The organism is Amycolatopsis alba DSM 44262 (genome assembly GCF_000384215.1).
Classification (GTDB): domain Bacteria; phylum Actinomycetota; class Actinomycetes; order Mycobacteriales; family Pseudonocardiaceae; genus Amycolatopsis; species Amycolatopsis alba.
On record NZ_KB913032.1, the window covers coordinates 2871151 to 2883616 of the forward strand.

Consider the following 12466-nt stretch of genomic DNA (forward strand, 5'->3'; position numbering starts at 1 on the left):
CACGCCCGGCAACTGTGACAGGTTGCCCCAAAGTGTCAACTCAGGACGAAAGCACGGTCAGGCGTGCTTCGCACCGGCCGCCGATTCCAGCCCGAGGATGCTGATCGACCGCTCCCGCATCTCGACCTTGCGGACCTTGCCGGTCACCGTCATCGGGAACTCCTCGACGACATGGACGTAACGCGGGATCTTGTAGCGCGCCAGCTTCCCCTCGCAGAACTCCCGCACCGCTTCGGCCGTCAGCGGCTCCACGCCCTCGCGCATGCGCACCCACACCATCAGTTCCTCGCCGTACTTCACGTCCGGGACGCCGATGACCTGCGCGTCGAGGATGTCCGGATGGGTGTAGAGGAACTCCTCGATCTCGCGCGGGTACAGGTTTTCCCCGCCGCGGATGACCATGTCCTTGATCCGGCCGGTGATGTTGACGTACCCGTCGGCGTCCATGATCGCGAGGTCGCCCGTGTGCATCCACCGCGCCGCGTCGATCGCCTCGGCCGTCTTGTCCGGCTGCTCCCAGTAGCCGAGCATCACCGAGTAGCCGCGAGTGCAGAGCTCGCCCGGCTCGCCGCGGGGCACGGTCAGCCCGGTCTCCGGGTCGACGACCTTGACCTCCAGCTGCGGCCCGACCCGCCCGACCGTCGACACCCGCCGCTCCACCGAGTCGTCCGCGCGGGTCTGCGTGGACACCGGCGAGGTCTCGGTCATGCCGTAGCAGATCGACACCTCCGCCATGCCCATCCGTTCGATGACCTGCTTCATCACCTCGACCGGGCACGGCGAGCCCGCCATGATCCCGGTGCGCAGCGAGGACAGGTCGTGCGAAGCGAAGTCCGGGTCGGCCAGTTCGGCGATGAACATCGTCGGAACGCCGTACAGGGACGTGCATTTCTCGGCCGCGACGGCTTCGAGGGTGGCCTTCGGCTCGAAGGCGGGCGCCGGGATGACCATGCACGCGCCGTGGGTCGTCGCCGCGAGATTGCCCATCACCATCCCGAAGCAGTGGTAGAAGGGCACCGGGATGCACACCTTGTCGGCTTCGGTGTAGTTGCAGAGCTCGCCGACGAAGTAGCCGTTGTTGAGGATGTTGTGGTGGCTGAGCGTGGCGCCCTTGGGGAAACCCGTGGTGCCGGAGGTGTACTGGATGTTGATCGGGTCGTCCGCGGACAGCTCGCCCTGGCGTTCGGCGAGCCGCGCCGGGTCGGCGCCGTGCCCGTTCTCCAGCAGTGACATCCACTCGGCGCTTTCGAGCAGCACGACGTGCTCCAGCGCTGGGCACTTCGGGCCCGCTTCGGCGATCATGCCCGCGTAGTCCGAGGTCTTGAACGACTCCGCGGCGACGATGAGCTTGATCCCGGCCTGGTTCAGCACGTATTCGAGTTCGTGCGAGCGGTACGCGGGGTTGATGTTGACCAGGATCGCGCCGATCTTCGCGGTGGCGTACTGGACGCAGGTCCACTCCCACCGGTTCGGCGACCAGATGCCGACGCGGTCGCCCTTGGTGATGCCGAGCTCCAGCAGGCCCAGCGCGAACGCGTTCACCTCGGCGGCGAATTCGGTGTAGGTCCAGCGCCTCCCGGCCGCGCGGTCGACGAGCGCGTCCCGGTCGCCGAAGGCCGCGACGGTGCGATCGAAGTTGTCGCCGATGGTGTCCCCCAGCAGCGGGGTGTCCGAGATTCCCGATGCGTAGCTCGGCAAGGCGGGGGCGTCGGACATGGGGACTCCTGCGTTCGGCGGTAGCGACGCGTCGAGTCTAAGAACGAGGCGTGACCGCGGCCACCCGCGAGCGGAGAGATCCCGTCACAACAGTTCCACAACATCCCCACTGACGACGGCGCGCACCATCGTCAAGGTGCTCGCCGCGGGCGAGCCGGACACCAAGCCGGCCGACCCACCCGGCGGCTGATTTCCCTCCCCCCCGGTGGCCGCCGCGGCCGCGGCGGCCACCGCTCCCCCGCTTCTCCGGAAGGCAGACCCGATGTCACGCGACATCCTCGAAGGCACGACCGATACCGGACGCCTCCGATTCGTGAGGCGTCCTAGCCGGGCCACGCTCCTGGTCGTCTTCGGCGCGAGCCTGCTCATCGCCGGCGTCACCACGCTCCTTCCGGCCGATCCGCCGATTCCGGTCACCGAGGGCGGAGGGCAGGGTGTGAGCACCCTCGACAGGGCCATCCGGACAGCGGAGGCCAAACTGGCGAAGGGCGGGCAGGATCCTCGGACCTGGGCCGAACTCGGCGCCGCCTATGTCGAGGTGTCGCGGGTCAAGACGGATCCCGCCTACTTCCCGAAGGCCGAAGAAGCGTTGCGGAAGTCCTTGGCGCAGCAACCCGACGGCAACGGGATCGCGCTGGCGGGCATGGGCGCGCTCGCCAACGCGCGACACGACTTCACCGGCGCTCGCGACTGGGGCGAGAAGGCCAGGGCCGCGCTTCCGGACAACGCCGAGATCTACGGCGTGCTCAACGACGCCTACACCCAGCTCGGGGACACCGCCGCGGCCACCGCCACACTGCAGCGGATGCTCGACCTCAAACCGGGCGTCTCCTCGTTCACCCGCGCCGCCTACGAGTTCGAAATCCACGGCCAGGTCGACGACGCACGGCACGCGCTCGATCGCGCGCTGGCGGACGCCACCGATCCCGGTGACGTCGCGTTCTGCCGCAACCTGCTCGGTGAACTCGCCTTCGACAACGGGGATCTCGAAACCGCGGAACTCCAGTTCGACGCGGGTTTGCGCGCGGCACCCCAGGAAACCTCTCTGCAGCAAGGAAAAGCCAAGGTCGCGGCGGCGCGCGGGCAGACCGGCCGGGCACTCGCGGGTTATCAGGATCTCGTGACCCGGCAGCCGAACGTGGGAAATCTGCGTGAGTACGCGCTCCTGCTGACCTCGGCGGGCGCCCCGGATTCCGCCAGGCGTCACTACGAACAGTTCGAGGAACAGCGGCGGCTCGAAGTCGCCTCCGGTGCGAACGTCGACCTCGAAGCGTCGCTGGTCGCAGCGGATCGCGGTGACGCCGGGCAAGCGCTCCGGTTCGCGCAGGCGGAGTGGGGACGCAGGCAACCCGTGTTCGTCGCGGACGCACTGGCCTGGGCGCTGCATCTCAACGGCCGCGACGCCGAAGCCCTGGCCTACGCCGACCGCGCGGCGAGCACCGGCTGGCGCAGCGCCACGTTCGCCTACCACCGCGGCATGATCCTCGCCGGGCTCGGCCGGAACGCCGAAGCCGTCAAGGCACTCGCCGATGCCCTGCGCGTCAATCCGAACTTCTCCGTGACCGACGTGCGGACGGCACGCGCCACGCTGACGAAACTGGGCGGTGCGGGATGACCGGGCGGATCCTGGGCACGCTGTTCTTCTGTGGCATCGTCACCGCGTGTTCCGGGACGGCTCCCGATCCCGGCCCCCGGTTCGACGACGAAACCGTCAACGGCGCCATGACCGAACTGACCTGCATCAAGCACCAGCCACGGCCACCTGGCCCCCGCTACACCGACGACACGCTCCGGCGCACCGACGAGACCTTCGCCCTGCTTCGCTACTACACCGCGAACGGGGCCAAGCCCTACTGTGACGGCAACGACGTCACCGACGTCGACAGGCAATGGATCGACCTCTACGTCAGGCTGGGCGCGGACGAGAAGAACATCAAGCGTCCGTGACACCTCGGGGAAAACCCGGAGGCCAGGGGGTGGCCGCGCCCGATATCGTCGAAGACATGCGCCTCTACATCGTCGACGCCTTCACCTCCGAGGCCTTCGCCGGCAACTCCGCCGGCGTGGTGCTGCTGGACTCGCCGGGCGACGCGGGCTGGATGCAGTCCGTCGCGGCCGAGCTGAGGCACGCCGAGACGGCCTTCGTCGAGGTCGGCGGCGAAGGCCCGAAGTCGCTTCGCTGGTTCACGCCGGAGACCGAGGTCGACCTGTGCGGGCACGCGACACTGGCGACCACGCACGTCCTGGGCGGCGAGCAGACCTTTACGACGAGAAGCGGCGAGTTGCGCTGCCGCGCCGAAGACGGCTGGGTGTCGATGGACTTCCCGTCGGACCCGCCCCGCGAGTCGGACGACGATCTGTCGTCGATCCTGCCGGGCGTCTCCTTCGCCTACGTCGGGCGGAGCCGCCAGAACCTGTTCGCGGTGGTGGACGACGCTTCCGTGGTCAGATCGCTCGCACCGGACCTGGCCGCGCTGCGCGCGCACTGGACCGGACGGCTGATGGTCACCGCTGGAGGCGACGTCGAAGGGATCGACTTCGTCACCCGGTTCTTCGCGCCGGGCGTCGGCATCGACGAAGACCCGGTCACCGGCTCCGCGCACTGCGTCCTCGCGCCGTACTGGGCCGCCCGCCTCGGCCGGACCGAGCTCGTCGGCGAGCAGGCTTCGGCGCGCGGTGGCATCGTGCGGGTGAATCTCGAAGGTGACCGCGTCCTGCTTTCGGGGCAGGCGGTCACCGTGGCCAGCGGGGAGTTGCACGTCTGATGCGCCTGATCCTGAACGTCATCTGGCTCGTGCTGTGCGGCCTGTGGATGGCACTCGGCTACATCGTCGCCGGCATCATCTGCTGCATCCTGATCGTCACCATCCCGTTCGGGCTGGCATCGTTCCGGATCGCGGCCTACGCGCTGTGGCCGTTCGGCCGCACCGTGGTGGACCGGCGCGACGCCGGGGCGGCGTCGACGATCGGCAACGTCATCTGGTTCATCTTCGCCGGGCTCTGGCTCGCGATCGGGCACGTGCTGACCGGGGTCGCGCTGTGCGTCACGATCATCGGGATCCCGCTGGGCGTGGCGAACTTCAAGATGATCCCGGTCTCGCTGATGCCGCTGGGCAAGGAGATCGTCGAAATCCCGTGAGGCTCAGTCTTCCGGCTCCCAGGGGAGCGGGATGATCAGGCAAGGACCGCCGACGAACAACCCGCCGTCGATGCCCAGCGCCTTCCCGCCCGCGTAGAGATACGGCCCCTCGATCTGCGCGGGGTGGATCCCGAGCTGGTCGGCGATGACGCTGTGCCCGTGCACGATCCGCTCGCCGCCGAGCCGGTCCATGAGCTGCTGCGCGACGTCGGCGCCTTCCGGGCCGCGGAAGGCGTAGCGCGTGGTCATCCGCCGCCACACGTCCCACCAGGCCTCGATGTCGCTGCCTTCGAGGATCTCGCGGCCACGCGCGTTGATCTCGTCGATGTCGTCGCCCCAGCCGAGGTATTCGAGCGTGTCCGAATGCATCAGCAGGTGGCCCGCGGCCAGTGTCAGCATCGGACGCGAGGTCAGCCATTCGATGTGCTGCGGGGTGAGCCTGTCCTGGTCTTCGAGCAGCCCGCCGTTGATCTCCCAGCTGCGGGCGAAGCTGCGCGGGCCGAAGTCGGACGGCACCTCCGTGTCGCCGAAGTGGTACATCCCGAGCAGCAGGATCTCGTGGTTGCCCAGCAGCGTCCCGCAGTGCCCGCCCGCCGTGGCGGCCTGCCGTTCCAGCCGCATCACCAGGTCGATGACGCCGACGCCGTCGGGGCCCCGGTCGACGAAGTCGCCGAGGAACCAGAGGGTCGCTTCACCGCCGGCCCAGTCGTCGTCGGAGTCGAGCAGCCCCTTCTCCCGGAGCGCCCCGGCCAGGTCGTCCCGGTGTCCGTGCACGTCACCGACCACGTAGGTCGGGGACGGAGGCTGATCGTCGCGCATCTCTGTGACGATAATCCCTCCGTCCGCCACTGCCTCGTTCAGCCTTCGCCGAACGGGTCGCCGGTCCGCCCGACGAGATCGGCGATCGAGTCGATGATCTTGGTCGGCCGGTACGGGTAGTGCTCGGCGCTCTCCCGGCTGGAGATGCCGGTCAGCACCAGGATCGTCTGCAAGCCGGCCTCGATTCCCGAGTGGACGTCGGTGTCCATCCGGTCGCCGATCATCAGCGTCGACTCCGAATGCGCGCCGAGCCGCCGCAGCGCCGAGCGCATCATCAGCGGGTTCGGCTTGCCGACGTAGTACGGCGAGCGGCCGGTCGCCTTCTCGATCAGCGCGGCGACCGAGCCGGTGGCGGGCATCGAGCCCTCCATGCTGGGGCCGGTGGCGTCGGGGTTGGTGGCGATGAACTTCGCGCCGCCCTCGATCAGCCTGATCGCGCGGGTTATCGCGCTGAAGCTGTACGTGCGCGTCTCGCCGAGGACGACGTAGTCCGGGTCGCGTTCGGTCAGCACGTAGCCGACCTCGTGCAGCGCCGTGGTGAGCCCGGCCTCGCCGATCACGAACGCCGAGCCGTTCGGCCGCTGCGACGCGAGGAACTTCGCGGTCGCCAGCGCGGAGGTCCAGATGGCCTCCTCGGGGATGTCGAGACCGGTCCGTTCGAGCCTCGCCCGCAGGTCACGCGGGGTGTAGATCGAGTTGTTGGTCAGCACCAGGAAGCCGATGTCGTTGGCGCGCAGTTCCTTGAGGAACTCGTCCGCGCCGGGCACGAGGTGCTCCTCCTGCACCAGTACGCCATCCATGTCGCTGAGGTATGTCCAACGGCGCTCGTTCATACCTCTCACCCTAATGTTCCGCGACGGCGTGAACAGCCACAGAGGCCGCCTTGACCGAAAGATTGACCGGTGTCCCTGGTTCGAGCGCCAGTTCGGCGACCGCGGCAGGGGTCAGGTCGGCGGCGAGTCCCGCCGCCCAGTCGTCGCCGCGGGACCGGACGCGGATCACCGGTCCGTGTGGTTCGAGCGCGTCGACGATTCCCTCGACGGTGTTACGCGGGCTGCCCCGGTGCTCGCCGTCCTTCAGGTAGACGGCGACAGCGCTGGGCGCGAAGACGGCCACAGCCGCTTCGCCATCGACGACGTCCTCCGCCCGGATCCCGGCCAAGTGCCCTCCTGACGTGCGCAAACCGTTGTCGACGGCTATGCCGGGCACCAGGTTCAGCCCGGCGATCCGCGCGGTGAACGCCGTGCGCGGCGCGGAGAGGACCTTCCGGGTTTCGCCGCGTTCGACGATCCGGCCGCCGTCGAGGACGGCGACGTGATCGGCGAGCGCCAGCGCGTCGAGCGGGTCGTGGGTGACCAGCACGGTCGGCGGTCCGGACCGCAGCACCCGCCGGAGCAGGCCGCGGATGGCGGGCGCCGCGTCGACGTCGAGGGCGGCGAAGGGCTCGTCGAGCAGCAGCAGTCCCGGCTCGGCCGCCAGCGCCCGCGCGATCGCGACCCGCTGCGCCTGCCCGCCGGAGAGCTGCGCGGGCCGTCGTCCGGCCAGTTCGAGCGCGTCCACTTCGGTCAGCCACTCCCGCGCACGCCGCTTCGCCTCGGCACGCCCGGCGCCGGTCGAGCGGGGCGCGAAGGCGACGTTGTCCACAGCGGACAGATGCGGGAAGAGCAGGGCGTCCTGGGAAAGCAGGCCGATGCCGCGCGCGTGCGGCGGCAGGCCCGCCAGCGCGCGGCCGTCCAGGGTGATCCGCGCCCGGTCGGGCCACAGCAGACCCGCCAGGCAACCGAGCACACTGGACTTGCCCGAACCGTTCGGCCCGAGCAGGGCGAGCACACCGCCGTCGGGGACCTCGAACTCGACGTCCAGTTCGAACTCGCCGCGCCGGAGGGCGATCTCCGCCGAAAGGGTCATGACCGGACCCCTTCGAGCGCTCGCGGCCGGGCGAGCGCGATCACCGCGACGGCGACCAGGATGAGCAGCAACGCGAGCGCCACGGCGCTGTCGACGTCGACCTCCGCCTGGGTGTAGACCTCCAGCGGCAGCGTCCGGGTGACCCCCTCCAGGCTGCCGGCGAAGGTGATCGTCGCGCCGAACTCGCCCAGCGCCCGCGCGAAGCTCAGCACGATGCCCGAACCGAGCGCGGGCAGCAGCAGCGGCAGCGTGACCCGGCGGAACACCGTCCACGGTTTGGCGCCCAGCGTCGACGCGACCCGTTCGTACCGGTCACCGGCACCCCTGAGGGCTCCTTCGAGGCTGACCACGAGGAACGGCATCGCGACGAACGTCTGCGCGATGACCACGGCGGCCGTGGTGAACGGCACCTGCTCACCGGTCAGGGCGGTCACCAGGACGCCGAGGAAACCCTTGCGGCCCAGCAGGTACAGCAGCGCCAGGCCGCCGACCACCGGCGGCAGCACCAGCGGCAGCAGCACCACCGCGCGCAGCACCCGGACGCCGCGCGCCCCCGAACGCGCGAGCACCACGGCGAGCGGGACACCGAACAGCACACAGGCCACAGTGGACAGTCCGGCCGTGACCAGCGAGAGCTTGAGCGCGTTCAGCGAGGACGCCGAGGTGATGAGACTCGGGAAGCGGCTCAGGTCCGAACGCACCAGCAGGCCGACGACCGGCAGCACCACCAGCGCCAGCGCGCAGATCGCCGGCGGCCAGAGAATCCAGGGGACGCCCGAGTCACGGCGCGCCAAAACCGACCTTCGCCAGTTCCTTCTTGCCCTCGGCGCTGAGGATGAAGTCGGTGAACTGCTTCGCCAGAGCCGCCTGCGGAGCGTCCTTCACCACCGCTATCGGGTAGTTGTTGATCGCGCCCGTGGACTCGGGGAAGTCCACTTTGTCCACCTTCGCGGCCGCCGACGTCGCGTCGGTGACGTAGACGAGCCCGGCGTCGGCGTCGCCTGACTGCACCTTCGCGAGCACTGACTTGACGTCCTGCTCCTCGCTCGCGGGCTTCAGCGTGACCCCGGACGACTGCTGGACCTTCTTCGCCGCCGACCCGCACGGCACCTGCGGCGCGCAGACGACCACGGTCAGCCCGTCCTTCGCGAGATCCGCCAGCCCCTTGACGCCCTTGGGGTTGCCCTTGCCGACGGCGATGGCGAGCCGGTTGGTGGCGAACACCGACGGCTGCCCGTCGATCACCGCGCCCTTGGTGGCCTTGTCCATATTGGCCTGGTCCGCGGAGGCGAAGACGTCCGCCTTCGCGCCCTGGGTCAGCTTCTGGACCAGCGCCGAGGAGCCCTCGAAGCTGAACTTCACGGTCACCCCGGAGTTCTGTGCCTCGAACTGCTTGCCCAGCGCCCCGAAGGACTCGGTCAGCGACGCCGCCGCGAACACGGTCAGCGTCCTGGCCTCGGCCTGCGCGGTGACGGGCTGCTCGGAACCACAGGCCGTCGCGGCCAGTGCCAGCGCGAACAGAGCGGGGACGAGTCTCCTCATCGGCTTCCTTCCGGGGTTTCGATCACGACGGTGGTCGCCTTGACGACGGCGACCGCGAGCACCCCTGGCCGCAGCCCGAGTTCGCGGACGGCTTCGGCGCTCATCAGGGAGACCACGCGATGCGGGCCGCATTGCAGTTCGACCTGTGCCATCACCTTGTCCGTGATGACTTCGGTGACGAGGCCGACGAACCGGTTGCGCGCGGAGCGGCCGACGTTCGAAGGGTCCTCGGGCTGCTCGGCCTGCGCCTTGGCGAACGCAGCGAGTTCGGCGCCGTCCACGACCTTGCGGCCCGCCGAGTCGTCGAACGCGGTCAACTGGCCCGCGCGCACCCAGCGGCGGACGGTGTCGTCGCTGACGCCGAGCAGACGAGCGGCTTCAGACAACCGGAATTGCGGCATGACCGGAAGGTTACTTCCGCAGATGCGGAAAAGCTACGGACGTGAGGAATTGCCGGGCAGTTCGTCGCGAAGGCCGTCGAGCACCGCGCTCTGGAAACGTTCGAGCACTTTCCGTTCCGCCGGAGAGAACTCCTCAAGGACCGTCTTCATGGTCGTGTGCGCGGATTCGAAGAGCGGCGCGCGGCGCTCCATGGCGCCGGGAACGACCTCTATCAGGACTTTCCGGCGATCGACGGTGTCACGGACGCGGCGGGCGAGCCCCGCCTTCTCGAGCCTGTCCATGACGCCGGTCACAGCACCCGTCGACAGGCCGGTCAGTTCGGCGATCCTGCCCGCTGTCAACGGTCCTGGCGCCTGTCCGGCGAGTTCGAGCACCTTGTGATCGGTGGCCGAGAGCCCCAGCCGCTCGGCGATCCTGGCGTGCCGGAGCACGGTCAGCGTGCTGCTTTCCCCGGCGAGGTCGGCGAACCGGGCCAATTCCTCCGCCGAAAGCGGATATTTCACCATCCGGAAACCCTTCGGGAAGAAACCGATTCGCTGGGAATAGAGATTCTAGACAGTCGGCTTTCACCCGCTTCGGGGTTAGTCTGGGGACAATGACAGCAGTCGATCTCGGGTTTCCCCGTGTCCCCGGTACACGAGGTCCCTCAAGCGTGCCCAGGCCGGACAACCCCGCTCTGATCGACACCTTCGGCCGGGTGGCGACCGACCTGCGGGTGTCGCTCACCGACAAGTGCAATCTGCGCTGTACCTACTGCATGCCCGCCGAAGGCCTCGAATGGATGCCGAGCGCGGACGTGCTGACCGACGACGAACTCGTGCTCCTGCTCCGGATCGCCGTCGAACGGCTCGGCGTCACCGACATCCGGCTCACCGGCGGCGAACCGCTGCTGCGCCAGGGGCTGGAGAAGATCGTCGAACGGATCGCGGCGCTCGAACCGCGGCCGCGGCTTTCCATGACCACCAACGGGATCGGGCTCGCGAAGCGCGCGAAGCCGCTCGCCGACGCCGGGCTGGACAGGATCAACGTCTCGCTGGACACCGTCGACCGCGCGCTGTTCGAGACGATCACGCGGCGCGACAGGCTGTCGCACGTGCTGGCGGGCATGGCCGCCGCGCGCGAGGCCGGGCTGGACCCGGTGAAGGTCAACGCGGTGCTGATGCGCGGGCTGAACGAGAACCAGGCCGTGCCGCTGCTGAAGTTCTGTCTCGCCGAGGGCTACCACCTGCGGTTCATCGAGCAGATGCCGCTGGACGCGCAGCACGGCTGGAACCGGCGCGACATGATCACCGCCGAGGAGATCCTCGGCATGCTCGGCGAGGAGTTCTCGCTGTCGCCGTTCCCCGCCGCGCGTGGCGGGGCGCCCGCCGAACGCTGGCTGGTCGACGGCGGCCCCGGCGACGTCGGTGTGATCGCGTCGGTGACGCGGCCGTTCTGCGGCGCCTGCGAGCGGACGAGGCTGACCGCGGACGGCGCGGTGCGCTCCTGCCTGTTCAGCAACGACGAGACCGACCTGCGCGCCCTCGTGCGCGCGGGCGCGCGCGAAGAAGAGGTGGCGGACGCGTGGCGGGCGACCATGTGGGGCAAGCTCGCCGGGCACGAGATCAACGAGGCCGGCTTCGCGCAGCCGATCCGGCCCATGAGCGCGATCGGCGGCTGACATGGTGACCATCGTGGTGCGGTACTTCGCCTCGGCCCGTGCGGCCGTGGGCTTCGACGAGGAGAAGGTGACCCTGCCGGACGGCGCCCGCGTCGCCGACGCCGTCGCCCGCCTGCGCGAACTCCACCCGGAGAAGCTGGCGAAGCTGCTCGACGCCGTCTCCTATCTCTTGGACGGCGTCGCGGTGCGGGATCTCACGCGGCCACTGACCGACGCGGCCGAACTGGACGTCCTGCCCCCGTTCGCCGGCGGCTGACCTGCGCGAACGGCGAAAGTGAGAGCAAAGGTCCCTTGCTCGCCGTTTCGAGTTCACCGGCCTGACGCCGAAGCAGCCGAGGATGCGCCAGTGATCAATCCCCGCCGTATCCTCGCCGCACTGCTCGCGGCGGTCGCCGCCACGAGCCTGGCGACAGTCCCCGCCTCCGCCCACGAACGTGGCGTCCGGCCGTTGCCGCAGGCGCACAGCCACAACGACTACGAGCACACGCGTCCGCTGCAGGACGCGCTCGATCAGGGCTTCACCAGTGTCGAGGCCGACATCTACCTGGTGGACGGGCAGCTGCTGGTCGCGCACGACCTGGCGGACACCCGCCCGGACCGCACCCTGGAGTCGCTCTACCTGGAGCCGCTGCGCAAGCGCGTCCTGGCCAACCACGGCGGCGTCTACCGGCAGCGCGCGGAGTTCCAGCTGCTGATCGACGTCAAGGGGGACGCGAACAGCACGTACGCGGCCCTGGAGAAGCGGCTGTACAACCCGCGCTACTCCTTCCTCTTCTCTCTGTACGCGTTCGGGCACGTCCAGAAGCGGGCCGTGACGGCGGTGATCTCCGGCGGGCGCCCCAAGGATGTGATGCTCGGGCAGAAGTTCCGGCTCGCCTTCTACGACGGCCGCGTCGCGGACGAGAACGATCTCGGCATCGGCTCGGACCCACGGGTGACCCCGCTGGTCTCCGATTCCTGGACCGAGCTGTTCACCTGGACCGGCGCCGGTGAATTCCCGGCAGCCGAGCGCGCGAAGCTGCGAGAAATCGTCAAGCGGGCGCACGCGGCGGGTCAGCGGGTCCGTTTCTGGGCGACACCGGATGCGCCTGGACCTGCGCGGGAAGCTCTCTGGAAGGTACTGGCCGCCGCCGGGGTCGACCACCTGAATACGGATGACCTGTCAGGGCTGGCGAACTTCTTGAGGGCTCGCTAAAGTGCGCGGCCCATTCGCGCGCGAAGGCGCACGAATGGGCCAGTCATCCCTTAATCCACGTGATGCAAGCCTCACGATCCGTGAA

General features: G+C 69.3%; 15 protein-coding genes. 7 read left to right on the forward strand and 8 right to left on the reverse strand.

Annotated features, from left to right (window positions below; all coding sequences use genetic code 11):
• Positions 1 to 57: 57 nt before the first annotated feature.
• Positions 58 to 1716, reverse strand: coding sequence for an AMP-binding protein (locus AMYAL_RS0113470; RefSeq protein WP_020631835.1), 1659 nt, complete (start codon positions 1714 to 1716; stop codon positions 58 to 60).
• Positions 1717 to 1978: 262 nt separating this feature from the next.
• Here AMYAL_RS0113470 and AMYAL_RS0113480 point away from each other — a divergent pair, with 262 nt between their 5' ends.
• Genes AMYAL_RS0113480 through AMYAL_RS0113495 form a run of 4 tightly spaced genes read left to right on the forward strand, consistent with a single transcriptional unit; the run spans position 1979 to position 4855 of the window.
• The gene (locus AMYAL_RS0113480; RefSeq protein ID WP_093976609.1) at positions 1979 to 3331 is read left to right on the forward strand and encodes a tetratricopeptide repeat protein; all 1353 of its coding nucleotides are present in this window, start codon (positions 1979 to 1981) and stop codon (positions 3329 to 3331) included.
• A complete protein-coding gene (locus tag AMYAL_RS0113485) occupies positions 3328 to 3663 on the forward strand; it encodes a hypothetical protein (RefSeq protein ID WP_020631838.1) in 336 nt (111 codons plus the stop codon). Before AMYAL_RS0113480 ends, AMYAL_RS0113485 begins: the two co-directional genes overlap by 4 nt.
• A gap of 56 nt (positions 3664 to 3719) precedes the next feature.
• Positions 3720 to 4481 carry a PhzF family phenazine biosynthesis protein gene (locus AMYAL_RS0113490; RefSeq protein WP_026467039.1) on the forward strand — a complete coding sequence of 254 codons (762 nt, stop codon included), beginning with the start codon at positions 3720 to 3722 and terminating at the stop codon, positions 4479 to 4481.
• Positions 4481 to 4855 (forward strand): YccF domain-containing protein, encoded by a 375-nt coding sequence (locus AMYAL_RS0113495; RefSeq protein ID WP_020631840.1) that lies wholly within the window; start codon positions 4481 to 4483, stop codon positions 4853 to 4855. Before AMYAL_RS0113490 ends, AMYAL_RS0113495 begins: the two co-directional genes overlap by 1 nt.
• Before the next feature lie 3 nt (positions 4856 to 4858).
• Here the strand turns inward: AMYAL_RS0113495 and AMYAL_RS0113500 are convergent, their stop codons facing one another.
• Genes AMYAL_RS0113500 through AMYAL_RS0113530 form a run of 7 tightly spaced genes read right to left on the reverse strand, consistent with a single transcriptional unit; the run spans position 4859 to position 10032 of the window.
• A complete protein-coding gene (locus tag AMYAL_RS0113500) occupies positions 4859 to 5674 on the reverse strand; it encodes a metallophosphoesterase family protein (RefSeq protein ID WP_020631841.1) in 816 nt (271 codons plus the stop codon).
• Positions 5675 to 5712: 38 nt separating this feature from the next.
• Positions 5713 to 6507, reverse strand: coding sequence for an HAD-IIA family hydrolase (locus AMYAL_RS0113505; RefSeq protein ID WP_020631842.1), 795 nt, complete (start codon positions 6505 to 6507; stop codon positions 5713 to 5715).
• A gap of 10 nt (positions 6508 to 6517) precedes the next feature.
• On the reverse strand, positions 6518 to 7582 hold the full coding sequence (locus tag AMYAL_RS0113510; protein ID WP_020631843.1) for a sulfate/molybdate ABC transporter ATP-binding protein: 1065 nt from the start codon (positions 7580 to 7582) through the stop codon (positions 6518 to 6520).
• A complete protein-coding gene (locus AMYAL_RS0113515) occupies positions 7579 to 8346 on the reverse strand; it encodes an ABC transporter permease (RefSeq protein ID WP_026467040.1) in 768 nt (255 codons plus the stop codon). Before AMYAL_RS0113515 ends, AMYAL_RS0113510 begins: the two co-directional genes overlap by 4 nt.
• Positions 8347 to 8362: 16 nt before the next feature.
• Positions 8363 to 9124, reverse strand: a complete 762-nt coding sequence (modA, locus tag AMYAL_RS0113520) for a molybdate ABC transporter substrate-binding protein (protein WP_020631845.1) — start codon at positions 9122 to 9124, stop codon at positions 8363 to 8365.
• On the reverse strand, positions 9121 to 9525 hold the full coding sequence (locus AMYAL_RS0113525; RefSeq protein WP_020631846.1) for a TOBE domain-containing protein: 405 nt from the start codon (positions 9523 to 9525) through the stop codon (positions 9121 to 9123). Before AMYAL_RS0113525 ends, modA begins: the two co-directional genes overlap by 4 nt.
• 33 nt (positions 9526 to 9558) lie before the next feature.
• Positions 9559 to 10032 (reverse strand): MarR family transcriptional regulator, encoded by a 474-nt coding sequence (locus tag AMYAL_RS0113530; protein WP_020631847.1) that lies wholly within the window; start codon positions 10030 to 10032, stop codon positions 9559 to 9561.
• 146 nt (positions 10033 to 10178) lie between these two features.
• Here AMYAL_RS0113530 and moaA point away from each other — a divergent pair, with 146 nt between their 5' ends.
• The 3 genes from moaA to AMYAL_RS0113545 all read left to right on the forward strand — a co-directional run bounded on the left by moaA (position 10179) and on the right by AMYAL_RS0113545 (position 12381).
• Positions 10179 to 11186 carry a GTP 3',8-cyclase MoaA gene (gene moaA, locus AMYAL_RS0113535; RefSeq protein ID WP_020631848.1) on the forward strand — a complete coding sequence of 336 codons (1008 nt, stop codon included), beginning with the start codon at positions 10179 to 10181 and terminating at the stop codon, positions 11184 to 11186.
• 1 nt (position 11187) lies between these two features.
• Positions 11188 to 11442 carry a MoaD/ThiS family protein gene (locus AMYAL_RS0113540; protein ID WP_020631849.1) on the forward strand — a complete coding sequence of 85 codons (255 nt, stop codon included), beginning with the start codon at positions 11188 to 11190 and terminating at the stop codon, positions 11440 to 11442.
• Between the two features lie 90 nt (positions 11443 to 11532).
• A complete protein-coding gene (locus AMYAL_RS0113545; RefSeq protein WP_020631850.1) occupies positions 11533 to 12381 on the forward strand; it encodes a phosphatidylinositol-specific phospholipase C/glycerophosphodiester phosphodiesterase family protein in 849 nt (282 codons plus the stop codon).
• Positions 12382 to 12466 lie beyond the last annotated feature (85 nt).

Bases quoted from the DNA above. Each gene is read 5' to 3' on its own strand.
- AMYAL_RS0113510 (WP_020631843.1), bottom strand. From the start codon at position 7,582: ATGACCCTTTCGGCGGAGATCGCCCTCCGGCGCGGCGAGTTCGAACTG.
- AMYAL_RS0113480 (WP_093976609.1), top strand. From the start codon at position 1,979: ATGTCACGCGACATCCTCGAAGGCACGACCGATACCGGACGCCTCCGA.
- AMYAL_RS0113505 (WP_020631842.1), bottom strand. From the start codon at position 6,507: ATGAACGAGCGCCGTTGGACATACCTCAGCGACATGGATGGCGTACTG.
- AMYAL_RS0113495 (WP_020631840.1), top strand. From the start codon at position 4,481: ATGCGCCTGATCCTGAACGTCATCTGGCTCGTGCTGTGCGGCCTGTGG.
- modA (WP_020631845.1), bottom strand. From the start codon at position 9,124: ATGAGGAGACTCGTCCCCGCTCTGTTCGCGCTGGCACTGGCCGCGACG.
- AMYAL_RS0113540 (WP_020631849.1), top strand. From the start codon at position 11,188: ATGGTGACCATCGTGGTGCGGTACTTCGCCTCGGCCCGTGCGGCCGTG.
- AMYAL_RS0113485 (WP_020631838.1), top strand. From the start codon at position 3,328: ATGACCGGGCGGATCCTGGGCACGCTGTTCTTCTGTGGCATCGTCACC.
- AMYAL_RS0113490 (WP_026467039.1), top strand. From the start codon at position 3,720: ATGCGCCTCTACATCGTCGACGCCTTCACCTCCGAGGCCTTCGCCGGC.
- AMYAL_RS0113500 (WP_020631841.1), bottom strand. From the start codon at position 5,674: ATGCGCGACGATCAGCCTCCGTCCCCGACCTACGTGGTCGGTGACGTG.
- AMYAL_RS0113525 (WP_020631846.1), bottom strand. From the start codon at position 9,525: ATGCCGCAATTCCGGTTGTCTGAAGCCGCTCGTCTGCTCGGCGTCAGC.
- AMYAL_RS0113530 (WP_020631847.1), bottom strand. From the start codon at position 10,032: ATGGTGAAATATCCGCTTTCGGCGGAGGAATTGGCCCGGTTCGCCGAC.
- AMYAL_RS0113470 (WP_020631835.1), bottom strand. From the start codon at position 1,716: ATGTCCGACGCCCCCGCCTTGCCGAGCTACGCATCGGGAATCTCGGAC.